Here is a 22,707-nt window from a genome sequence, read left to right as displayed (position 1 = left end):
CGCCGGGTGAGATCGGGGTGTTCGGGCTTTGCGCCTCTGGGTCCGGCGCTGATGAGGGGAACGGTCTATTCCCCTCGGGGACGCCAGAGCGTCGCTTGCCGCACCGAGACCGTCGCTCCCCAGATCCACGCGACGACGCCCACCAGGGCCACCACCGCGGCGCAGCCGACGAGGAGGCCGTCGGTGATGTACGAGGCGCCGCTCGCGGTCTTGGGGAAGGCGAGCCACGCGCCGATGACGCAGCCGGCGATCCCGGCGAGGCAGAGTGGCGCGAGGACGCTCACAGCCGCGGTCGCCCAGTGGATGCGCCGGTTGCCGGCCAGGCCGGTCAGCGGTGCGAGCGCTCGGCCGTTGCGCAGGAACTCCGCGAGCGAGCCGAACGCGGCCGCCGAGGCGAGGACGCAGATGCCGAGGAGACCGAAGAGGGTGATCCAGCGGCCTTGGACGCGGTTGACTTCGGCGGCGGTGAGCCATTCGCCGCCGATGGAGTCGACGTCCGCGCCGAGGGGGAAGGCCCGATAGGCGGACTTCTTGGCGTCCGGTACGGAGAGATCGGAGCCGGAACCCGAGACCAGGACGGTCTGGGTCATGCCGCCCTGGGCGACGTCCTGTCCCCAAGGGTCCGCCTGGTGGACGGTGAAGCCGCCGGTGCGTTCGCCGTACCAGCCCAGGAGTTCGCGCATCCGGGGGTCGGCAGGCGCGTCGGCCGGCGTTCCGGAAGGCGAGGGGCAGCCGAGCCCCAAGACCCGCAGTGCCGGGCACCGGCCGTGCACCGTGAGCCGATCGTCCTGTGGGGACGTGGTCAGCGAAACCATGTGGACGTCCGGGGGCAGGCCGGCGGCGTAGGCGGTGAGCTGCTCCGCGGTGGCTCCCCTCGGGCGGATGACGAGAGCGCTGTTCCCGACGCGGTCCACGGTGGCGCGCGCGGCGCGGGCCGCGTCGCCGAGTTGGCCCTGCCAGGCCACGACCTGCAGCAGCAGACCCACGGCCACCACGACCCCGGCGGTCATCCGTGCGATCGGCGCGGGGTGGGCCGCGGCACGGTGGCCCGCCACCAGGAGCCCGGGCCGGCCCCATCGCCGCCCGAGGCCGCCGACGCCTCGCCCGAGGGCCGAGGTGACCACGGCGACCGCGGCCGGCAGGGTGGCCAGGGTGGCGGCGACTCCGATCCAGTTGGTCATGACGTAGGCGGTGGTTCCGGGCTCGAAGAGCTCCGGGCCACGGACCGCGATCAGCAGCATGACCGGGCACGACAGGGCCCAGCGGACCGGCGAACGCCCGGCGGCGCGCGGTCGGTTCCCCTCCCGGTGGCGTCCGCCGCTCAATCGGTCCGTGGCGGTCACCGCGATCAGGACGACGACGGCCGCGGCGATGACGGTGAGGGCCAGGGCCCACCACCACCGGGCCAGGTCCGCGGCCGCGACGACGTGCCCGGTCAGCGGGAGCGGAACGTCCGTCACGCAGCCGGTGGCGACGGCCGCGAGCGCCAGGGCCGCTCCGGTCGTGACGGCGGTCAGGGCCTCTCCCGTCACGATGAGCGCGCGGTGCCCGGGCGTGCCCCCGAGGACCTCCACCAGCGCGGCGCGCCTGTCCCGGTGATGCGCCCCGGACCGCGCCGCCACCATCAGCAGGACCGTCGCGGGCAACAGCAGGAGGAGCAGCGGCATGATCTGGAAGGTCCACTCGGGCTTGGCGTACTCGCTCTGCCCGATGAAGCGGTACGCGGGCCCTGCCTGCGGGCCGTAGCCCACGATGGGCTGCATCGCCCGGGGCGCGGGGGCCGTCGCGGGCCGGACGTAGGCGAGGAGCTCGTCGGGTGACTGCAGGGCATCGGGCGAGATCGCGCCCGCGTCGCGGCCGTAGCGCCGGCCGATGTCCTCGGTCCCGGCACGTGCGCGCAGGGCGGGGGAGAGGATCGCTTCGCCCGGCCCCGGCCATCTCCGCACGCCGGGAGGCAGCGGTGCGTCCTCGGTCAGGGGCAGGATGAACTGGACGGCGAACGGACCGCTGCCGCTGATGGAATCGTTGGCCACTGCCCAAAGGGCGCGGGCGGGCCGTTCCCCGGCATCCTCATGGAGGACGGGGGTGCGGTCGAGTCCGCGGGCGGCCTGCCCTTCGTAGGTGGCGTGCGTCGCGATGAGGGAGGACAGCGCCAGGGCCGTCATCACCGTCGCGGTCAGCAACGCGACGAAGCGGATACGGCCGGCTTCGGCCTGCTTCCCGGCCTGCCGGCCGATGCGGAGCAGCCGGCGTCGCAACCCCGGCGTGCTCATCGGCCGGCCGCCGCGTCGCGGCCGGCGGGAACGAGGACACCGTCGGCCAACGCCAGGACACGGTCAGCGCGTTCCGCCACCGCCGGATCGTGGGTGACGACCAGGAGCCCGCACCGGTACCGGGCGGGCATGGCGAACAGGATGTCGGACACCTTCTCGCGGGTGGCGGCGTCCAGGGCGCCGGTCGGCTCGTCGGCGAGGAGGAGAGCCGGCGCGTTGACCAGTGCGCGCGCCACCGCGGTCCGCTGGCGCTCGCCCCCCGAGAGGTCCTCGCTGGAGGCCGCCGTCGGAACTCCGAGCTCGGAGAGCAGCTCCCGCGCCCTGGCGTAGGCGGTGTGCCGGTCGGTGCCGGCAAGAAGCGCGGCCAGCGCGACGTTGTCGAGAGGGGAGAGTTCCGGCAGCAGCTCCCCGAACTGGAAGACCATGCCGATGCGGGCGCTGCGGTGGCGCGCGAGCGCGGCGCCGCGTAATCGCGTGATGTCGGTCCCGGCGACGTGGACCGTCCCGCCGGCCGGGCGAACAAGGCCCATGACGCAGGAGAGCAGGGTGCTCTTCCCGGAGCCGCTGGGCCCGGTGATCGCCAGCGAGGTACCGGAGGCCAACTCCAGCTCCAGGGAGTCGAACAACGCCCTGCCCGCTACCTCGCAGTCGAGCTCACGGATACTCAGCACCGACTCGATCACGGCACCCCTACTCTCGGCCCGGGCGGGGACACGCCCGGACGGTGTCTGACACGGCGGGTACGGCACGGGGGCGGCACGCGGAGAGTGCCGCCCTTGCCAGAGTCAATCACCCGGGCGTGCCGCCGGTCAGGGGTACGGCCAGGCCCAGTACTTGTCGGGCCGGCAGTTGATGGCCACACAGGCCCGGTGCGCACGAACGTAGCCGTCCGAGTCGGACGGCCGAAGACCGTCGGTCGTGCCAGAGCCGCCGGCGTTGCGCAGCTCGCGGTCGTTGGTGCGGCGACGGTGGTTGTCGGCTCGACCACCCCTGCCGCCGTTGCGGTCGCCTGGGCGGCGAAGCGGAAGACCGCCAAGAAGCGGACGCGGTCACCTCGTTGGTGACCTTCCCTTAGGCAGGCTGTGGCGTTCGCCGAGTGCATGGCAGTGGACGACATCACTGTCGACGCCCCAGCTGGGTCCAAGTAATCTCGACCCACCGGCACGTGCCTCGGGTGGAATGCCATCGCGCCCGACTGGGCGACCTTAACGCTTATTGACGCCGAGTGGTTGGACTGAAGGAATTGTGACCGAAATGTACTGGGATCCGACGCCTCATATCAGATCTTCTTCCGGTGTCTCCGTCGAGTACGGGAGTGGCGTTTTCGAGCTGCCCAGCCCGGAGTCCTATCTTTTCGGGTCGTGGGAGAATCGCGATTGGAGGAACGTGCCGGGACCGTTCTACGGGGCCGAGACCGACACCTGCATGATGGGGAGGGAGATCGCCCCCTTGAACATTCTCTACGGGGACGAGATGGACGAGTTCGTCTTCCGGCAGCCCAGAAATCCTCTTGAGGTTCACAAGGTTCTGTTTGCCGCATTAAATGATCCGTATGGCGCCTACGCCTCCGATGGCGATCAATATTGGACGGTGGCGGGAGTTCGGGATTGGTGGAGAAGTCGAGAACGCGTGCGGGAATGGATTCATTCCGCGTCTTGCGGCTTGGCGCATCGAAAAAATCCAACAGATCACGATCTGGTGTCTGGATTGCGCGACTATCTCGAATATATTGACGGCGATTTGGAGCGCGACCTCAGGGTGTACATGTTCCACTTGGATAATGGTGAAGCGCCTGAAGTCGACGTCATTCTGCCCGACCTCTGGCACTCCAGCCGCAGATCTTGATGTTTACGGCCGGGCGGCGGATTTCCTGCGGTGACGAAGGGCGGCCGGGGCGGAGAGAGGGCCGCACCGGCCACCCGGGTGGCTAGGAACTCCCCGGGCCCGGAGGGTCGTTCTCCACGAGGCCCGCCCTGTAGGCGATGATCGCCGCCTGCACCCGGTTGCGTACGCCCAACCGGGTCAGGATCGCGCTCACGTACGTCTTGATGGTGCCCTCCACCAGGTGGAGCCGCTCGGCGATCTGCGCGTTCGACAGGCCGGCCCCGAGCATCCCGAGGACCTCCCGCTCGCGTTGCGTCAGCAGGCCGGTGAGGCCCTCCGCCTCGCCGCCGCGCTGCGCGGGCGCGCGGCGCAGGTCGGTCATCAGCCGGCGGGCGACCAGCGGGGACAGGCACGAGCCGCCGTCCGCCACGGCTCGGACTCCGGAGATCAGCTCCCTGGGGTCCGAGGCCTTCAGGAGGAACCCGGCCACGCCCTGGTCGAGGGCCCGCTCGATGTACTTGTCCTCCCCGAAGGTGGTCAGCATGATCACCCCCGTCTCCGGATTGGTACCGCGCAGTTCCCCGGCGGCCGTCAGGCCGTCCATCTCGGGCATCCGGATGTCGAGGAGGGCGACGTCGGGCCGGTGCATCCGGGCCAGTTCGACTGCCTGGCGTCCGTCGGAGGCCTCGGCCACCACCTCGATGTCCGGGTCGGTGGTCAGGATGGCGCGGACCCCCACCCGGATGATCATCTCGTCGTCGGCGAGCAGTACGCGCACCGTCGTCCGTTCCTCGAATCCCGTTGTCACAACATGTCCTTGGCCACCAGAAGATCGTCCTTGAAGCACAGACGGTACATGCGGTCGCTGATCCGCAGGAGGCTTCCCCCGGTCCGGTAGTACTCGCAGGCGGCCCCCGGCGGTACCGGAGGTTCGGAGAGGATCGGGGGCGGCTTGCTGATCGAGCGTTCCGGCAGGAGCGTCGCGAGTTCCGTGCGCTGCCGGCCCGGCTGGATCCTCGCGTAGTCCTCGGGATCGAGCGAGGTGAGCGCGGAGGTGAAGACGTAGAAGCCCACCAGGAGGGTGGCGAGCCCCGCGCCGACGAACACGGGGATCCGCGCGGCCCGCCCCACCTCACGCCTGAGGGCGGCCCGCGCCCGGACGAGGGCCGCCCGTACGTGACCGGGACCCGGCAGCGCCTCCCCCTCGGGGCGCGAGCCGGCGTCGGCGTCGGTACCGGTACCGGGGAGCGGGTAGGGATCCGCATCCGGATACGGGTACGGATACGGAGCAACCGTGTCCGCCCCGTCCCCTCGGCCTCGGGGCAGCCGCGCCAGGACCTCGAACCCGCCCGACGCGGGACCGGCCCGCAGCGAGCCCCCCGCCAGCCGGACCCGTTCGTCCAGCCCGATCAACCCGGACCCGCTGCCGACGGCGACCGGCGCGTCCGCGGCGTCCGCCCCGCCCGCCGGCTTGTCGAAGACCCACACCACGGTCTCGCGCGCCCGGTGGGTGACCCGTACGGTGACGGCCGAACCCGGCGCGTGCTTCGTCGCGTTGGTGAGCGCCTCCTGCACGACCCGGTAGGCAGCCCGATCGGCGAGCAGGCCGAGCGGCGGCAGGTCCCCGCCCTCCTCCACGTACCGCACGGCGCCCGTGGCGGAGCGTTCGAAGCGGCGTACGAGATCGACGATCGACTCGTCGGACGGGGTGAGCGGGGACGAGCCGCCGCCCTCGTCGCGGAGCAGCCCGATCACCTCGTGCAGCTGCTCGGAGGCCCGCGTGCACCGCTCGCGCAGCTGCGCCACCGTCGCCCGGTGCTCCTCGGGCATCCCTCGGGCCAGTTCGAGGGCCCCGGACAGCAGGGCCATCACGCTCAGTTCGTGGCCGAGGGAGTCGTGGATGTCCTCGGCGATCCGCGAGCGTTCCTTCAGCCGCGCCTGCTCGGCGACCTGGCGCTGCCTCCACTCCAGGCGTTCGGCGCGCTCCCATCCGGCGTGCATGAGCGCTGCGCGCCGGCTCCACCAGTAGCCGACCCACCACGGCAGCACGGCGGTCGCGAAGCCGACGACCAGCACGCTGAGCCAGTCCTTCGGCTGTGCGAACCCGGCCGTCAGGGGCAGCCCGCACAGAGCCACCCCGGCGAACACGAGATGCGCCCGCGCGGGTGCGGAGGGGCCCTGCCGGGTGCCCGCGAGGAAGCTCAGCACCAGGGCCGCGAAGGCGGTCCACACGCTGCTGCCCAGCCAGGGGTAGAGCAGGGACAGCGAGGCCGCGAGCAGCAACGACAGCAACGGGACGGTACGTTCGACCGCGACCGCCGCGACGATCACCAGCAGGGCCGCCAGGCAGGGGGCGGGCGCGGACGCGAGCCGGCCGGCCTCCCCGACCCCGGGCGCCAGCAGGACGCCGAGCAGCCCCAGGGTGCCGCGTTCCCCGAACGGGCGGGCCCCCGGGCTCCCGGACACCCGCTCGCCCCACCGTCCGCCCCACCGCTCGCCCCACCGCTTCGTACGCCGTCCAACGGCCCCCCATGGCTGCATTCCCGCAAGCTACAGAAGAACCGGGGGTTCCAGGACCTGACGAAAGTCGTGTGGGGCGTTGCCGATCGACGGATGTGGGCGCGTCCACGCGGTTCCTAGCCTTCGGGCAAGCCCTCGGAAGGAGCCGGCAGGCCATGATCACTTTGAACGGACTCACCAAGCGGTACGGCGACAGGACCGCGGTGTCCGACCTTTCCTTCGAGATCAACCCCGGCAAGGTGACCGGGTTCCTCGGCCCCAACGGCGCCGGCAAGTCGACCACCATGCGGATGATCGTCGGCCTGGACGCGCCGACGACGGGCCGGGCGCTCATCAAGGGCAAGCCGTACGGTGAGCTGACCCACCCCCTGCGCGAGGTCGGCGCCCTGCTCGACGCCCGTGCCGGTCACCCGGGGCGCACCGCCCACCACCACCTCCTCGGCATGGCCCGCAGCAACGGCATCCCCGCCTCGCGGGTCGGCCGGGTACTGGAGACCGTCGGGCTCACCGAGGTCGCCAGGAAGCGGATCGGCTCCTTCTCGCTCGGCATGGGCCAACGGCTCGGCATCGCTGCGGCGCTCCTGGGTGACCCCGAGGTGTTGCTGTTCGACGAGCCGGTCAACGGCCTGGACCCCGACGGGGTGCGCTGGGTACGGGAGTTGATGCGCGGGCTGGCCGCGGAGGGCCGTACGGTCCTCGTCTCCAGCCACCTGATGAGCGAGATGCAGGAGACCGCCGACCACCTCGTGGTCATCGGCCGGGGCACGCTCATTGCGGACGCCCCCATCGAAGAGGTCATCGCGGGCAGTTCCCTCAACGCGGTGAAGGTGCGCACCCCGCAGCCGGACGTCCTGCGGCGGGAGCTGGCCCGCCTCTCGATGAGCGTCGAGCAGGGCGACGGACCGCGCTCCGACGAGCTGATCGTCGTCGGCGGCAGCCTGGAGCGGATCGGCGACGTCGCCTTCCGGAACCGGGTGCCCGTGCACGAGCTGAGCCTGCGCAAGGCCAGCCTCGAACAGGCCTACATGGAACTCACCGCGGCGACCGTCGAGTACACCACCCCGGCTCCGGCCCTCTCCGCCCCCACCCACCGGAAAGCGTGATTCCCATGACGACGACAACGACAACGACGACGACAACGACGACGGCGGCGGCAGAGGCGCTCGCCGAACACGCGGCACCGAGGAGGAGTGGCGGCGGCCTGCGCGGGGCCCTCGCCTTCGAGTGGACCAAGCTCTTCAGCGTCCGGGCCACCTGGTGGAACCTCGCCATCGGCCTCCTCCTGACCGTCGGATTCGCCACGATCGTCGGGATGTCGGCCTCGGCCAGCGCCGCGAAGGGCGTGGACGTGGCTTCCCCGGCCCCCCACGCTGCTGCCCAGGCCTTCCTGATCTCCCAACTCGCCGTGATCGTCTTCGCCACGCTCGCGCTGACGAGCGAGTACTCCGGCGGTTCCATCCGCACCACGCTCCAGAGCGTGCCCTCGCGGGGCCGGATGCTGCTGTCCAAGACGGGCGTGGTCGCGGGGGTCGCGGCGGTCGCCGGGTTCGTGTTCAGCGTGCCGGCCTCCCTGACGACCGCCGCCTTCATGGGCGAGTACGGCGCCTACACCGCCGGCGACCTGTTCGCGACGGCCCTGGGGGCGTCCGTCTACCTCGGCGCGCTCGCCGTGATGTCCGTCGGGATCGGCGCCGTCCTGCGCAGCGCGGCGGGCACCATCACCACCCTCATCATGATCGTGCTGGCCCTGCCGCAGCTGATGACCGTCATCGGCGCCAAGTGGCTGGCGACGGCCGGTGAGTACATGCCGACCGTCGCCGGTACCGTCCTGATGACCCAGGACACCGAGCCGTACGGAACCGGTACGGCACTGCTGGTCCTGCTCCTGTGGGCCCTCGCGGCGGCCACCGCCGGCCACACCGTGCTCCGCCGGCGCGACGCCTGACCCCGACGACGCGACCGCGCACGCGGCGGTCCGCACCGTTCCGGGGAGACGGAGCCCGGGAGACGCAGCCCGGGAGACGGGGCCCTAACCCGGGCCCCGGACCCCGGGCTTCCGCACGCACCCGCCCCGCCGCGCCGTCCGTCCCCCGCTCACTCCTCCCATTGGGAGGCGCGGACCGCCTCCACGAAGTCCGTGGGCTCGAACCCCGGGACGAAGTGCCGCAGCACGTCGGACTTGACGTTCCCGAACGCGGTCTGCGGCTTCGGCGCGACGCCCTCCGCGAACGAGGTCAGGATCCGCTCCTTGAACCCGGGCCGGGGATGCAGCGCCGTCACCGCCCGGCGGGTCTTCGCGTCCACCTCGTCGAAGCCCAGCCCCAGCACGTCGTACTCCACCCCGGCGGTCACCAGCGCGACCTCCGGTTCCATGAACTCCGGGATCCCCGGCGTGGTGTGCAGGGCGATGGCCGTCCACACCCTCCGGATCCCCTCCTGCGGCACCCCTCGCTCCGCCAGGAACCGGCGCGCCTCATCGGCCCCGTCCACCTCGAACCGGCGCCCACTGTCCCGGAACGGCTCCCCGAGCCCCAGATCGTGGAACATCGCGGCCACGTAGAGCAGTTCGGCATCGAAACCCAGCCCGCGCCGCACCCCGCGCAGGCTTCCGAACCAGTACACCCGGCGCGAGTGATGGTAGATCAACTCGCTCGCGGTGTCCCGGACCAGCTCGGTCGCCTCGACGGCCAACCGGCTGTCCGGCACCGCCACCCCGCCCGGCGCGTGCTCCCGTACGTCCTCGCCACCCATGGCACTCCCCGCTTTCCCGAACCGTGCTCCGTGCTCCGTGCTCCGTATGCCGTAAGCATCCGCCGAGCTCCGCCCCCGCCACCACGTCCCGGAAGACAGGTACCCCACGGATACGGACACGCCGATCCGGCCGCTACCGTGACCGCATGCCACCCCAGCGACACACGATCACCGTCCTCGCCTTCGACGGCGCCCGACTGCTGGACGTGGCCGCCCCGCTGGAGGTCTTCACCACCGCCGGCCACTACACCGTCCGGGTGTGCACACCCGACGGCGGCCCCGTGCGCACCTCCACCGGACTCCGGATCGACGCCGACCTGTCCGCCGGGGCCGTCACCACGACCGACACCCTGGTCGTCCCCGGCCCCGCCGACCTCTCCACGCTGGTCCGCCACCCCTCCCTCGTACGTGACGTCGGCGCGCTCGCCGCGCGCGCCCAGCGGGTCGCCGCCGTCTGCACCGGGGCGTTCGCCCTGGCCGCGGCCGGCCTCCTCGACGGCCGCCGGGCCACCACCCACTGGGAACACGCCGCGGAACTCGCCCGCTCCTACCCGCGCACCACCGTCACCCCCGACGCCATCTACGTGCGCGACGGCCGCGTACTGACCTCCGCCGGAGTCACCGCCGGGATCGACGTCTGCCTCGCCATGGTGGAACAGGACCACGGCCCCGACACCGCCCGCAGGGTCGCCCGCGACCTCGTCGTCTTCCTCCAGCGTCCGGGCGGACAGTCGCAGTTCTCCGCAGCCTCCCGCACGACGCCCACCCGGGACCCCGTACTGCGCCCCCTGCTCGACGCGATGGCCGCCGACCCGGCGGCCGACCACGGCCTCCCGGCACTCGCCCGCCGCGCCGGCCTGAGCCCCCGTCACCTGTCGCGCCTCTTCAAGGCCCACACGGGCGTCACCCCGGGCGCCCACCTGGAAACACTGCGCCTGGAGGCCGCCCGCATCCTCCTCGAACAGGGCGAACCCGTCACCTCCGCCGCCCGCCGCAGCGGCCTCGGCACCGACGAGTCGCTCCGCCGCGCCTTCGCCCGCCACCTGGGCACGACCCCCTCCGCCTACGCCGCCCGCTTCCGCAGCACGAACTGACCGCCCGACGCCGCGCCGGCGGGGGACGGAAGACGACCGCGCAAGCGGTGCCCACCGGGCACCCTTCGACACGGACTACTGCGCCCGGCCCGGCCGAGGCCGGCTTCGGCAACGGCAGTGCCGGAGCCTCGGCAAGCACGGGCCGAAGCCTCTGCACCGTGCGGTGACACCATCCAGGACGGACAGGGCGAGGCGTCTCACCCTCCGGTGCCAGGGGGCTGGGGCCCGGGCGGCCGCCGGAGCGAGCTTGCGACGCGATGCGCGCCCCGGGCGGCTACCCGTTGGCCGGTAGATCGGTGCGGTGCTGCCGCAGGTCGGTGACACCGTCGAGGTCCACCACCACGGTGTACCGGGTCCTTCGCGAAGCCCCAGCTGCCGCCGGTGGCCGGAGGCGGTGCTTGGGGAGGGCGGAGGGCAGACAGGGAGCCCGGCAGAGCGGGTGCGCTCTGCCGGGCTTGGATCAGGTCATCGGCCCGTGCCGGGCCAGCTCATGAAGCCCTTGATCCATTCCTTGGCGCCGGGGACGTGGTCGCCGGTGATCGCGGCGATGGCCGGCTCCCCGTACTTGACGCCCTCGTAGAAGGTCTTGGCGGTCGCCATGCAGGTGGCGATGGTGACGGGATTGTGTTGGCGCGCCTGCTGCCCGCAGACGTGGTTCATGTCCTGGAGGAAGATCTCGTCGATGCGCGCCTTGCCGTTCGGGTTGGAGCGGAAGTCCTTCTCGCCGTGCAGGTCGCGGTAGTTGCGGTAGCCGAAGTCGTGCCGGACGCAGGCGGTGGTGAAGTCGTAGCCGGCGACACGGTTCCTGGCGGGGAAGTTGCATTGGTTGTTCGTCCATCGGAACTCGTACGGGTCCGGCGCGCCCTTGCGGTGGGCGTCGGCGGTACGGAGCCAGTCGGCGGTGGCTTCCGGGCCGAGCTGGGTGAGGGCGGTCAGGCGGGTGGTCTTCTCCGTGTACGCGGCCGGAACCGCGGGGGAGCCGAGCTCGCGCCACACGTCGTTCGCACCGTTGCCGTTGTACCTCTGGACGGAGCGTTGGTCGGCGGCGAGCCGGTAGAGGTAGTGGCCGCTGGCGGTGAAGCCGGCCGCCGGGCCGCCGATCCGGTCCCAGCCGTCGGGGCTGCCGTTGTACTTGTGGAGGTCGCCCGTGCCGCGCATGACCTTGTACAGGGTGTTGGCGGCGAAGATGTTCTCGGCGGGTCCGCTGATGCGGTCCCACCTCTTCTTCTTCGCGTCGTACTCCTCGACGGCCCCGCGGTCGGGAGTCAGGCGGTAGAGGTTGTTGTCGGTGACGGCGAACGTGGCGCCGTCACCGTTCACGGGGGTCCACTTTCCGTCGTAGCGGAAGAGCTTCTTGTCGTCGGGATTGGTCACGTAGACGGCGTCGTCCGGGCCCGCGTAGAGGCTCTCGGAGCGCTCGCCGACCTTGTCCCACTTGTCGTCGCGGCCGGTGTACCTCCAGAGCCCGGACCGGTCGGGGCTGACTCCGTAGAGGTGCTTGGAGGTGGCGGCGAAGGTGAGTCCGGGGCTGCCGATGCGCTGCCACCCGCCGGTCTTCGGGTCGTACTTGGAGATGTCGCCCGCTCCGCTGTGGCCGGCTTCGATCGCGTAGACGTTGCCGCCGCCCGCGTAGAGCTTCTGTGCGGCGCCCTTCACCCGCCGCCAGTTCTCCTGGTGCTCGGACCATTCGTAGACGCCCTGATGGTCGGCGGACAGGGCGTACACCGTGGTCCCGACCGCGACGATCTGCTCCAGGGTGATCGGGGCCGGGCCGGAGGCCCGTCCGACCTTGCGTTTGGCCGGAGCCGCGTTGGCGGCGACGCCGAGGGCGATGACGCCGATCATGAGGAGGCACAGGAGGCGGATGCCGCAGTGGATCCGACCCCAGAGGGCGGAGGCCCGATTCGCGGCCTGCCCGCCGCTTCGTGGCGTGACGGTCTGCATGGTGATCCCTTTCCGGGACGTCGACGGAGTTGAGCGCATGGCGTGCTGTGGGGCGGGCGGGCGGGTGGGACGTACGGTCGGTCAGAAGCTGAAGATCCAGGCCCAGAAGGAGACCTGGCGGCCGGACTGGCAACCCTCGCCGGGCGGGGGAGCGGGGGCGGCCGGCTGTGCGGCGGTGACGGTGGGGCCGGGCGCGGCGCCGGCCGGCGGCTTCGTGGTGGAGGGCGCGGGCGCGGCCGGGGCGGTAGTGCTCGGCGTCCGGCCCGGCGTCGCGGTGGCGCTCGGCGTCGGCTTTTGGCCCGGTGCCGCCGTGGTGCTCGGCTTCGGCTTCGCCGGGGGCGTGGTCGACGCGGAGGGCGCGCGGGTGGCCGTCGGGACGGGCTGTGCAGGTGCGGTCGCCTGGGCGGTGGCGAGCTGCTTGAGGCGCAGGGGGATGTAGGAGGTGCGGGGGTGGCCGGCGATGCGGTGGTCGTGGATGTTGGCGGTGTCCTTGCGGGCGGGGCGTCCGGGACGGCTTTCGCTGTAGTAGACGAAGTCGCCCTTGGCCTTGTCGGTCCAGCCGCCGAACAGCACGGCGTGGGCGGCCGGGTTGTCGAGGGCGTCGCCGGGCTCCAGCTGGTCGAAGCCGGGCAGGCGGTTCGCGACGGAGGGCAGGGAGGCGGTGGTCAGGCTCTCCCGCAGCTGCCAGGCCATGGAGACGAAGCCGGAGCAGTCCTGCCGGTAGGAACCACCGGTCGTCTCGTCCTTCCACCAGCGCGTCTGGCTGTACGGGACCGCCCGCTCCACCCAGTGCCGGGCCCGGGCGATGATCTGCTCCCGGGTGACCGGCCCCCCGGGCGCCGCGTCCTTGCCGAGGGTTCCGGTTGTCATCGGGCGCTCGTAGCGCGGCGTGCTCTGGGCCTGTGCGGGGATGACGGTCAGGCCGACGGCCATCGCCAGTCCCGCCAAGGCCGCGAGGGCCTTGGGCCGCCGGAGGAACGGTCGCTGCACGGTGGTCCCCTTCGCTGTGGTGGTTCCGCCGGCTGGTTGGCCGAAGCGGTGGAACACCACGCTGGAACCTGATCTGATTGTTCGCTGGGGTGTTCCTGCGTTCGCGCAGGTCACAGAGGTGTGGACGGCGAAGAACCGCGAACGTTCGCGAAGTTGAGCGAACTTCCGGCAGACGTGCCGGGCTGTGGAGGGGGAGAAATGAATCGATCAGGGCGTCTGCCCGGCCCGTTGAAGGGCCGCACGGCCGAGGCGAACGCGCTCGCGACGTTCCTGCGGGAACTGACCGCGGACCGGACGGGTCGGCAGCTGTCGGAGCGGTACAGCCTGAGCCCGAGCGTGTGGAGCGAGTACCGCTCCGGCCTGAAGATCATTCCGTTACCGCGCCTGAACAAGATCATCGAGGACCGCTACGCCCGCGACGGCCGCACGCGAGCCGACAAGCTGCGCGACGCGCGCCTCCTCCACACGGCGGCCACCGCAGCGGCCAACACGGCCACCACCGCTGCCACCGAAGCCGTGCCCGCCGCTTCGCGGACGCCCACGGTCTCCGGAACGTCGACACCCGCCGCGCACCCGACCGAGCCCGCGGACTCCGCCGCGGCGCCGGCCGTCGTCGGGCCCCCGGCCGAGGGTTCGGCGGAGCCGGACCCGCAGCCTTCCGTACCCGGCCCGGACGCGACCTCCACCCCCGCCCCGACCGCCGACCCCGCGCCGGCACCGACCGTGCCGGCCCCCGTCGAAGGGCCGCCGGTCGAGACTTCCGGCCCGCGCGGTGACGGTTCCGCCCCCGCGGGCCCGCCGCCTTCGGCCCCGGCCGCCGCACCACTGACCCCGGCAGAGGCGGCCACCGAAGCTCCGCCGTCCCCGAGCCCCCGTGCCGAAACCGGGACCGCGACCCCCGCCGAGGGACTCGGCCCGGCGAAGGCGTCCCGCCGGCCGGCTCCACGACGGGGCCGCTGGCGGGTGCCCGCTCAGTGGGCGGCGCTCGCGGCACTGGTCGCCGTACTCGTCATCGCGAACCAGAGCGACCGTGCCAAGGACCCCTCCGACACGGCCGCACCCGGTGATCTTCCGGACGACCGGCAGATCACCGCGCCGGCGGACCCGGGCGCCCACGCTTCCCCGCCACCGACGCCCGACCCCTCCGCCACCGGACCCACGACCCCGGTGTCCCCGCCCCCCTCGGACTCCACGACCCCCGACCCGGCCTCTTCCGAGAAGGCCTCCACCCCGGACGCCACCCCACCCGCCGCGGCCCCGCCGGCTCCGCCCGCCGCCGGGCAGGGGCGTGCCGAGGGCAGCGTGGGCCCGCTCTTCATCCGCAACGACCGCACGGGCAAGTGCGTGGACATTCCCGGCCTCGGCGGGGCCGTGAACGGTACCCCGGTCAACCAGTACACCTGCGACACCTCGGCCGCCGACAACCAGCGCTTCTTCGTCGACTTCCGGGGGAGAACCTCGTCGGGCTGGCAGATCTTCACCATCCGCAGCGCCAAGGTCACGAACATGTGCCTCGACCCCGTGGGTGTGGGCAGGCCGGGGGTCAACGAACCCCTGCAGATGTGGACCTGCGTACCGGGTACCTCTGACAACCAGCGCTTCTACGAACAACCCCTGCCCGACGGACGCGCCTGGATCGTGAACGAGGCCAGCGGCCTGTGCCTGGACGTCGCCGGACTCAACGCGGGCAACGACGCCCGGCTACAGCTGTACCCCTGCGTCGACGGACCCTCCGACGACCACAACTGGTCGCTGTTGGGGGCGTAGCCCCAGCGCTTCGACGGGCGCGCGGCCGTGCGCTCGACCAACCTCCGACAAGGCGAGGCGACGAACCCGGTGGCATCCCCACGATCGGGTGGACGCGCGCCGTTGAGGAAGAGGTCGTAGCGGGTCCACGCAGAACCGGCCTCACACCCCTTCGGGTGTGAGGCCGGTTCTCGCCGGGCATGACCGCGTGGGGGTGGGAGCCGTGAGGGGTGCCCACGAGCGGGACGGAGGGCTCGATGGCCGAAGAGTACGCGTCGGACGAGGGGTTGCTGGATACCAGTACGGAGACGAGCTACATCGACGACGGTCTTGTGGACGACCTCTTCGGTCTGGAGGACGACTTCACTCCCGACCTTGACATCGTCGAGAAGGATCCGGACGCATTGTCCTTCGACGCCGGGGCGCAGCACATCGAGACCAGCTCGATCTCCGACGGGACCACGACGGACCGCGACACCTACAAGGGGCATCTCTCGGTGGATCTGCCGGATGCCTGGGTGTCCAGCGACAAAGTGCAGGACGACGGCGTGTACGGCGTGAAGGGCGAGGCGTACGTCGAACAGAGCAAGGCCATCAAGGACGGGACCGTGACGCAGACCAAGACCTGGGGAGCAAGCGGTAGCGTCGAGTGATCCGACCGTGGGGCGGGCGCAGACCCGGAAGGGCAGCGCCCGCGCCACGCTCACCCCACGTTCACCCCTCGCCCCCGAGCGCGTGGATCAGGGCGGCAAGTTCCGCTCGGGCCTCGTCCAGCCGCTCATGATCGCGCCGGAGCACGGCCCGGGAAGCCTCCGTGGGGTTCTGGGCCGTCCGGGCCCGTTGGTCGAGGCGGTCATGGGCCGCACGGGCGAAGCGCCGGGCCGACTCCTCTCTGATGCGCAGGAAGAAGTGGGGCGGGCCGTCGCTCGCGTCGAAGATGTCGGCTATATGGTGCCGCAGCCGTCGCATGGCGATCCGGTTCTCGGTCCGCTGCGCGAACGCCATGCCGGCGAGGGAGATCTTGCGCGCGAGGCGCCGGTCGATCTCGCGAGCCTTCTGCGACAGCTCCAGTTTGACCTCGGAGGCTTGCGGACGCTCGTACGGCAAGGGGGCGAATTCGGCGGGGGTGAGGCCGGAGGGTACCCGTGCCTCCAGCCGGGCCTCCTGCTCCCGGCCGATCACCTGCAGTCGCTCCTCCAACAGCCCGAGGTACTCCTGGTGCAGGGCGGTCATGCGATCGACCCCCTCCATGATCCTCCGCTCGTACTCGGCCATGTCTCCGTTGGCCCGCGACAGGAATCCGTCGTGGGACTCGGCCCAGGCGTAGGTGGCATCCCATCGGCGGTACTCCTCCTCGACCCTCCACCGGTAGGGCTCCCAGTCCGCCCCTGCATGGCGGGCGGTGTCCGCCTGGTAAGGGTCGGGCCGTGCGGCGCCGGACCCGGGCTCTTCCGGCCAAGCCGCTGCCGCTGCCGCGTGCCGCCGGATCTCCTCGGGCCCGACACGGCCCGCCAAGACGAGCGCCACGCGCTCGACGCGTCGGTGCAGCGCCCCTTCCAGCGCGACCGTGGCCTCGGCGGCGGCACGGGAGGCCTCGGCGCGCCGGGCCCGCCCCGCCTCGGCAACGAGGCGGGCGCGCAGTTCGTCCACGGCGTCCGGTTCGGGATGCTTGAGGTCGATCTCGTGGAGGGTCGCCTCCGCGAGTCCCAGTCTTCCTCCGGTATCGCGCGGCAGGAGGTAGGTGTCCACGCTGCGGCGGCGCATCGCCAGGCTTTCCGTGCGCTCCTGCGCGCTGAGCGATTCCAGGTCGGCCTCGTTGAAGACGATGGCCGCGATCCTGGCCGGCCGTGCCTGCGCGGCCAGTTCACCCACGATGTCGGCGAGCTGGGCAAGGCTGCTGCGCCCCTGGCAGACCAGGACGACGGTGAAGGCCCCCTCGGCAAGGTCCCGCGCCGTCCGCTCGGCGATGCCGGCCGAGAGCCCGGCGAGGCCGGGCAGGTCGACGATGCGCAGGCCGTCGCGCAGCACGTCGGAGCGGATCGCGACCTCACCGCGCACCACCCGTTTCGCGTTGTCGGCGTTGTGCCTCTGAAGCATCCAACGGTCGAGGCCCGGACGCCCGGAGGTCTCCTCCCACACTTCTCCGTTCCCCGTGCCCGCTTCGGCGCGCAGGACCCGGAAGCGGGGCTCGGCCCGGTCGTGATGGAGCACGTACAGGGGGGCGACGGTGCCGGGCACGACCCGTTCCCTGGGTGCCACGTCGGCGTCCAGCAGGACGTTCACGAGGGTGGACTTGCCGACCCCTTCCGGTCCCACCACGGCGAGGTGGGACCGGTCCAGGCAGAGCTGAAGCGTCGCGAGCGCGCTGGTCACGTCCTTGTCGGGCAACGGGAGGAGGGCATGGACGCGGTTGAGGACGGTGACGGCGGCGGCCGGATCGAAGTCACTGGTCACGGAGGACCTCCCGCGCGATGGCCAGAGGTTCGGGCAGGTCCGCGGCGTCCAACCGGCCGGGACCCTCCGCGGCGTCGACGGCCTCGACCGTGGACCGGAGTGCCTCGGTGTACGCGGGGTCGGCAGCGCGGAGCGCGGCCGTGGTCGCGGCACGCGACGGGTACGGTGGCCCGGCAGAGGCGTAGTCGGGGTGGACCAGGGCCGCCAGAGAGCCCGCCAGCGCGTCCACGGCCCGGTCCGGCTTGCCACGTACCGCCTCGCGGCGCGCGACGGTGAGCAGGTGGTGGGCCGGGTCGGCGACCTGGGTGAGGGGTATCCCCAGGTCTGTCGGGATGTCAGGCAGATCGGTCAGTCCCAGCAATGCCAGGGCGTCGTCGAAGCGCTGCCGGTAGCGCACGGCGCTTCCGAGCCAGTACGTGTCGACGGCGGAGGTGACGACGACGGTGACGGCCCGCGCGGCCATCTCGATCTCCAGGCGGTCGTGGGACGCCGTGTCGCCCGGCACCTCGAGGGCATCCGACGCCGGGGCGGCGCTGTTGACCGAGGCGATGGCTTCGGCCGTCCAGTGGCCGGGCGGGCGGCGGCGGTGACGGTAGATCGTCCGCATCGGGCTCGCGGGCGCCTGGCCCAGGCCCGTCGTGAGATGGCAGCCGCCGATGCCCACGTCGATGGTGTCGCGGAACTGGGTGACCTGCACGATCAGACAGGGCAGCCCGTACAGGTCGTTTCGGTACAGCTCGGCGTGGGGCCAGACCATCGCGCGCAGACCGTCCTGGACCTCCACGAGGCCGTCGGTCCCCAGGCGCCGTCGCAGCGCCCCGGTGAGCGCGGGGCGCAGTCCCGACCAGTGGTTCTCCGTGACGCCTTGGAACGTCGGCAGCAGGAGCAGCGGAGGCAGGTCGGCCAGTTCGTCGGCGAGCAACCCCAGGGCGGCCCTGAGTCTGCCGGGGCCCTCAGGGACGGGGTAGGTGTCGAACAGGGTCTTCTCGCTGAGGGCGCTGAGCGCCTCGGCGGTGCGCAACTCCGACTGGAGCACGGTGAGCTCGGTCTGACGGAGGTGCCGGATCGCCTCCAGCTGGAGTTCCCGGCCGAACCGGTCGGCGGCCTGCGCACGGTCGAAGTCCTGCTTCGCGACGGCGGCCCGCTCGGCGGCCGCGATCCGAAGATGGGCGGTGATGACCGAGGCCGCGGCCGCGGCCGCGGAGCCGAGGCCCGGTATCGGGGAGGGGGCGACCATGGGCGCCCTTTCTGTCGGTCCGCACGGAAGGTTCCGTCTGCGGATCTCTCCACACCCGGATGGCGCGAAACCACGCGGGAGGCGTCGGAGCGCCCGAGATCCAGTGCCGGCGGTGGTCGCAGTGGCCTCTCAGCAGTCGACCAGCCCGCGAAGGAGGTCCAGGCCCGTCTGCCAGTCACCGAGGTCGCTGCCGGAATTGATGTGGCCGCGGCTTCCGACGAGATGGCCCCGCGCCTGCCACGCGCGCGCGAGGGAAGCGGACGCCGTCGGGTCGCAGTAGGGGTCGTCATCGCTGGCCACCATGCTGCTCGGGCACGGCAAGGGGCGAGCGGACAAGCCCAGGAACGTCGATGCGGCCTCACGTGGGAACGCCGGTCCCCGGACATCGGGAGGCGCGACCAGGAACGCCGCCACCCTGTCGGGCCGCGCCTCCTCCAGCCACTGGGCAGCCGCCCAGCAACCCAGGCTGTGAGCCACCAACACCACCTGGCTGTCATGCCGGGATGCGATCTCGTAGGCGGTCCGGATCGCGGCAACCCAGTCCGACAGGTCCGGCCTGCTCCACGAGGCCGGTGCGATCCGGACCGCTGACGGCCCCCATCGCTTCTCCCACAAGCTCTGCCAGTGCCGCTCGTCCGAACCATCGATACCGGGGATGATGACGTACGCGACCATCGCCCACCGCCCTTCCGATCGCGGCCCCTACGCATCACAGAGGCGCTCTGGGGCGATTCTCGATGGCTCAGCGGCAACGATCAGGCTCAGCAAGTGATCTCAAAGAAAGTGGGGGTGACAACGATGGAATCACTCGACGAGATCGACCGTGCCATCCTGGAACTGCTCCAGACCGACGGCCGGCTCACCGGAGCCGAGGTCGGACGCCGAGTCGGACTGTCCCAGCCGGCGGCCGGCGCCCGCATCCAACGCCTGGAGAAGAACGGGATCATCACCGGCTACCGTGCCGTCGTCGCCCCCGTCGCAGTCGGACTGAACATCCACGCAGTGGTCCGGCTCCGCACCACCCACGCGCAGTTGTCCCAAGCGCTCGCCCTTGCCGCCCGGACGCGCGAAGTCGTCTCGACCCTGCGCGTGACGGGCGAGGACTGCCTCCTGCTCGACGTCCACTGTTCTCACGCCGAACGCCTTGAACAGGTCGTGGACTCCCTCGCCCGTTACGGATCGGTCACCACCTCGCTCGTCCTGCGCAGCTACCCGCCCAAAACGTTGCCGACGGCACCGCCGGCAACGTCCTGACCCGCAACGGACAGGCTCCGCACCGCCCGACGGCCCGACCGTTGCGTGGCAGCCGATCTCGTCCCGGCGTCCCCGCAGCGAAGCTTGACCGAGGCGTCCGACCGGGATGATCCTGGCGCTGTGGAAGATGCCGTGGAACGAAGACTTGCCTGCTCGATCGCGGATGCGGACTCTCCGGCATGGGCGGTCAGGGCCGCCGCGGGCCGACGGTTGGCGACGGCGCCCCGGATCGAAGGTGTGGCTGGGGTCCTGCACCGTCTCCTCCTGGATGCCCAAGACACGGGAGTGACTGCTGATACTGCAGCGGCTCTGCTTGCCCGAAGGGACCTGGCCGGCCTTCGGGCCGTGCTTGCGGCACGTGCGGTGGCGTCCGACGACGGCACGGCTGACCAGCTCGCTGCGGAACTCGACTGCGACCCGCGCTGGGCTACCGGAGAGGGCGGCGCCGAGTTGCTCACACAACTTCGGACACTGACGTCGGATCCGAACCCTGGCGTCCGCGACGAAGCCTTGTTGCGGCTCTCGCGCCTGCGCTGAGTCGAGAGGCGGGCAGCGATCAAGCCGACGACCCGCGACCCGCGACCCGCGCAGCTCAAGCATGCCTGGCCGGCGCGCAGCGGGACGGGCCTGTGGGTGGCCATCGGCATCAAAGGCTGGAAGTGCCCGACACGCCATGCTGGTCGTGCTGTGTGAGGCCGGCGGTCGCAGCAGAGTGGCGTTTCGCCGGTCGAGGACCTCGCCGTCGCGGCGAGCGGCCCGTTCACCGAGGAATGACCGGCCCGGACGTGCCCCGTCCGCGCTCCGCCCGGGGGGCGGAGGACGGGGCCGTCCGGAGCTCGTCCCCGGTCTTCAGGGTGACGGTGCCGCCGTCGGACGTCTGCACGGTGACGGAGTCGCCGTTCACCGCCGTGATGGTGCCCTGGACGAGTCCGGCGTTCGGCCGGGCCCCGCCCGGCACCTGCTGCCTGGGAGGCTGCCCCTGGCCGAAGCGCCCGGTGGGCGCCCCGGGACCGGCCTCGGCGTACTCCCGTCCCCAGGTCCGGTCGACGTGGATGCCGGCGACGAGGCCACCGACGGCCAGGACGCCGACGGCCAGGAACACCGTGAGCAGGGGCACCTCGGCGCGCGGCGGATGGGCGGCCAGCGCCTCTTCGAGGGTGCCCTCGAACGACGAGGTCCTGAGGATCTCGTGGGGGTCGGTCTGCTCCGGCATGGGCGCGAGCATCGCCGACTTCCCTGTGGATCACGTGGCCGGGAGCTGTGAATGCGCTGAGAGACTCAGACCCGGACCTCGACGGTCACCGTCTGGCCCGCCCGGATCGTCTCCGGAAGGCTGTCCAGCGAGATCAGCACCGTGTACCGGACGACCTGCGTCGAGGATTGCATCCCGCCCCCGCCCCCGCCGCCGCTGGTCGAACTCATCGACGTGACGGGGACGGGGGATACGGAGGTGACGCTCCCCTCGACGCTGGTGCTCAGGGAGTCGAGCGTGACCGTGGCCTTCTGACCGCTGTTCAGCCTGACGACGTCGGCCTCGGTGAAGTCGGCGCTGACCTGGAGCGCCGACAGGTCGGTGAGGGTGAGCACGGACGCGCCCCGGGACACCGACTGGCCCGCCGCGACGTCGAGTGCGGTGACCGTACCGGCGAACGGGGCGGTGATCTTCGCTCCGTCCACCGCGCGCTGGGCCTTGCGGTACGTGTTGCGGGCCTTCACGTAGCTCGCGTACGCTTTCCGGTAGCCCTCGGTGCCGCTTTCGAGCTCGGCCAGGGCGTCGGAGGCGGCGAGATAGGACGCGTAGGCCGCCGAGCGGCTCTCGACGGCCTCGGTCGAGTCGAGCTCGGCCAGTACGTCGCCCTTCTCGACCTTCTGGCCCGCCTTCACCTTGAGCGTCTTGATCGTCCCCTCGGTGGTGAACGACAGTGACCTGGAGTCGAGGCTCTCGATCGTGCCCGACGCGGACGGGCCGGTGCCGACCTCCACGTCGGGAACGCTCGGGGCGGCCTCCTCGGCCGACGGGGAAGGGGAGCCGCCATCGGCGTGCGCGGGTATCACCCCGCTGCCCATCAGGACGGCCCCGAGCACCCCGTACACGGCGGCCATCCTGCGGCCGCCTCCCGGTGCCGCTGCGCGGCGCCTCTTGCCTGTCGCCACGGGTCAACCTCCGTTCTGCCGGCCGTCGTCGTTGCCGGGCTGGGTCCGGGACCGGAGCAGGACGGTGTCCCCGGGCTTGATCTCGACGGTCTTTCCGTCCTGGGTCGTGAGCTCCACCACCCCGTCCTTGATCTTGCTGATGGTTCCGGAGGACATGCCCTGCCGCCCCTGGCCTCCGGCCCCGCCACCGCCGCCGGGCATTTGTCCGCCGGGGGCCATCTGTCCGCCGCCCGGTATCTGTCCCCCTGAAGGGCGGGCGCCGGAGGTGTCGTCCCCGGTGCCCTTCTCCACGTACACGCCGCCGATGAAGCCGCCCACGGCCACGACGCCCGCGGCCAGGAACAGCGCCACGCCCGGAAGGCGCCGGCGTGCCGGTGCGGCCTTGAGTTCGGCGTCGAGGTCCCCGGCGAAGGGGGAGTCGGCCAGTACGTCGTTGCCGTCGGTGTCTTGGTTCACTGTTCTGTCC

Annotated in this window: 20 protein-coding genes; 7 read left to right on the top strand and 13 right to left on the bottom strand. The window is 71.8% G+C overall.

All coding sequences use genetic code 11. The features are described 5' to 3' along the window. Positions 1–65: 65 nt before the first annotated feature. Together AB0D01_RS22420 and AB0D01_RS22415 are read right to left on the bottom strand one after the other, a co-directional pair. The gene (locus tag AB0D01_RS22420; RefSeq protein ID WP_363057869.1) at positions 66–2,273 is read right to left on the bottom strand and encodes an ABC transporter permease; all 2,208 of its coding nucleotides are present in this window, start codon (positions 2,271–2,273) and stop codon (positions 66–68) included. After that, positions 2,270–2,944 carry an ABC transporter ATP-binding protein gene (locus AB0D01_RS22415; RefSeq protein ID WP_363057867.1) on the bottom strand — a complete coding sequence of 225 codons (675 nt, stop codon included), beginning with the start codon at positions 2,942–2,944 and terminating at the stop codon, positions 2,270–2,272. The genes AB0D01_RS22420 and AB0D01_RS22415 overlap by 4 nt, the downstream gene beginning before the upstream one ends. 574 nt (positions 2,945–3,518) lie before the next feature. Here AB0D01_RS22415 and AB0D01_RS22410 point away from each other — a divergent pair. Next, positions 3,519–4,118, top strand: coding sequence for a ferredoxin (locus tag AB0D01_RS22410; protein ID WP_363057865.1), 600 nt, complete (start codon positions 3,519–3,521; stop codon positions 4,116–4,118). Positions 4,119–4,200: 82 nt separating this feature from the next. Here the strand turns inward: AB0D01_RS22410 and AB0D01_RS22405 are convergent, their stop codons facing one another. After that, the gene (locus AB0D01_RS22405; RefSeq protein WP_363057863.1) at positions 4,201–4,905 is read right to left on the bottom strand and encodes a response regulator transcription factor; all 705 of its coding nucleotides are present in this window, start codon (positions 4,903–4,905) and stop codon (positions 4,201–4,203) included. Then, on the bottom strand, positions 4,902–6,638 hold the full coding sequence (locus tag AB0D01_RS22400) for a histidine kinase (RefSeq protein ID WP_363057861.1): 1,737 nt from the start codon (positions 6,636–6,638) through the stop codon (positions 4,902–4,904). The genes AB0D01_RS22405 and AB0D01_RS22400 overlap by 4 nt, the downstream gene beginning before the upstream one ends. Positions 6,639–6,772: 134 nt before the next feature. Between AB0D01_RS22400 and AB0D01_RS22395 the strand changes: the two genes are divergently transcribed. Beyond that, complete coding sequence (locus AB0D01_RS22395) at positions 6,773–7,720, top strand: ABC transporter ATP-binding protein (protein WP_363057859.1); 948 nt, start codon at positions 6,773–6,775, stop codon at positions 7,718–7,720. A gap of 5 nt (positions 7,721–7,725) precedes the next feature. After that, complete coding sequence (locus tag AB0D01_RS22390) at positions 7,726–8,562, top strand: ABC transporter (protein WP_363057857.1); 837 nt, start codon at positions 7,726–7,728, stop codon at positions 8,560–8,562. Positions 8,563–8,711: 149 nt separating this feature from the next. Here AB0D01_RS22390 and AB0D01_RS22385 read toward each other — a convergent pair whose 3' ends face one another. After that, complete coding sequence (locus AB0D01_RS22385; RefSeq protein WP_363057855.1) at positions 8,712–9,368, bottom strand: HD domain-containing protein; 657 nt, start codon at positions 9,366–9,368, stop codon at positions 8,712–8,714. A gap of 146 nt (positions 9,369–9,514) precedes the next feature. On the opposite strand from AB0D01_RS22385, the gene AB0D01_RS22380 reads away from it, so the two are divergent. Continuing rightward, positions 9,515–10,462: a DJ-1/PfpI family protein gene (locus AB0D01_RS22380; protein WP_363057853.1), complete on the top strand. Its 948-nt coding sequence runs from the start codon at positions 9,515–9,517 to the stop codon at positions 10,460–10,462. A gap of 465 nt (positions 10,463–10,927) precedes the next feature. Here AB0D01_RS22380 and AB0D01_RS22375 read toward each other — a convergent pair whose 3' ends face one another. Together AB0D01_RS22375 and AB0D01_RS22370 are read right to left on the bottom strand one after the other, a co-directional pair. After that, on the bottom strand, positions 10,928–12,406 hold the full coding sequence (locus AB0D01_RS22375; protein WP_363057851.1) for a phospholipase A2: 1,479 nt from the start codon (positions 12,404–12,406) through the stop codon (positions 10,928–10,930). Positions 12,407–12,487: 81 nt separating this feature from the next. Beyond that, entirely contained in the window at positions 12,488–13,396 is a 909-nt protein-coding gene (locus tag AB0D01_RS22370) for a hypothetical protein (RefSeq protein WP_363057849.1), read from the bottom strand. 198 nt (positions 13,397–13,594) lie between these two features. Here AB0D01_RS22370 and AB0D01_RS22365 point away from each other — a divergent pair, with 198 nt between their 5' ends. Beyond that, a complete protein-coding gene (locus AB0D01_RS22365; RefSeq protein WP_363057847.1) occupies positions 13,595–15,163 on the top strand; it encodes an RICIN domain-containing protein in 1,569 nt (522 codons plus the stop codon). A 236-nt stretch (positions 15,164–15,399) separates the two neighbouring features. Further along, positions 15,400–15,795, top strand: coding sequence for a hypothetical protein (locus AB0D01_RS22360; protein WP_363057845.1), 396 nt, complete (start codon positions 15,400–15,402; stop codon positions 15,793–15,795). Between the two features lie 61 nt (positions 15,796–15,856). Here AB0D01_RS22360 and AB0D01_RS22355 read toward each other — a convergent pair whose 3' ends face one another. The 3 genes from AB0D01_RS22355 to AB0D01_RS22345 all read right to left on the bottom strand — a co-directional run bounded on the left by AB0D01_RS22355 (position 15,857) and on the right by AB0D01_RS22345 (position 19,508). Continuing rightward, positions 15,857–17,596 carry a GTPase domain-containing protein gene (locus AB0D01_RS22355; protein ID WP_363057843.1) on the bottom strand — a complete coding sequence of 580 codons (1,740 nt, stop codon included), beginning with the start codon at positions 17,594–17,596 and terminating at the stop codon, positions 15,857–15,859. After that, positions 17,586–18,833: a hypothetical protein gene (locus AB0D01_RS22350; RefSeq protein WP_363057841.1), complete on the bottom strand. Its 1,248-nt coding sequence runs from the start codon at positions 18,831–18,833 to the stop codon at positions 17,586–17,588. The genes AB0D01_RS22355 and AB0D01_RS22350 overlap by 11 nt, the downstream gene beginning before the upstream one ends. Positions 18,834–18,962: 129 nt before the next feature. Continuing rightward, positions 18,963–19,508 (bottom strand): alpha/beta hydrolase, encoded by a 546-nt coding sequence (locus AB0D01_RS22345; protein WP_363057839.1) that lies wholly within the window; start codon positions 19,506–19,508, stop codon positions 18,963–18,965. 123 nt (positions 19,509–19,631) lie between these two features. On the opposite strand from AB0D01_RS22345, the gene AB0D01_RS22340 reads away from it, so the two are divergent. Next, positions 19,632–20,087: an Lrp/AsnC family transcriptional regulator gene (locus AB0D01_RS22340; protein ID WP_363057837.1), complete on the top strand. Its 456-nt coding sequence runs from the start codon at positions 19,632–19,634 to the stop codon at positions 20,085–20,087. Between the two features lie 760 nt (positions 20,088–20,847). Here the strand turns inward: AB0D01_RS22340 and AB0D01_RS22335 are convergent. From AB0D01_RS22335 to AB0D01_RS22325, 3 genes are all read right to left on the bottom strand, one after another. Beyond that, on the bottom strand, positions 20,848–21,300 hold the full coding sequence (locus tag AB0D01_RS22335) for a hypothetical protein (RefSeq protein WP_363057835.1): 453 nt from the start codon (positions 21,298–21,300) through the stop codon (positions 20,848–20,850). 65 nt (positions 21,301–21,365) lie between these two features. After that, on the bottom strand, positions 21,366–22,190 hold the full coding sequence (locus AB0D01_RS22330) for an efflux RND transporter periplasmic adaptor subunit (RefSeq protein ID WP_363057833.1): 825 nt from the start codon (positions 22,188–22,190) through the stop codon (positions 21,366–21,368). Positions 22,191–22,244: 54 nt separating this feature from the next. Then, positions 22,245–22,697, bottom strand: a complete 453-nt coding sequence (locus AB0D01_RS22325; RefSeq protein WP_363057831.1) for a hypothetical protein — start codon at positions 22,695–22,697, stop codon at positions 22,245–22,247. Positions 22,698–22,707: the final 10 nt, after the last annotated feature.

Source organism: Streptomyces sp. NPDC048606 (assembly GCF_040650855.1).
Taxonomy (GTDB): Bacteria; Actinomycetota; Actinomycetes; order Streptomycetales; family Streptomycetaceae; genus Streptomyces.
This window is presented reverse-complemented; position numbering and strand designations above follow the sequence as displayed.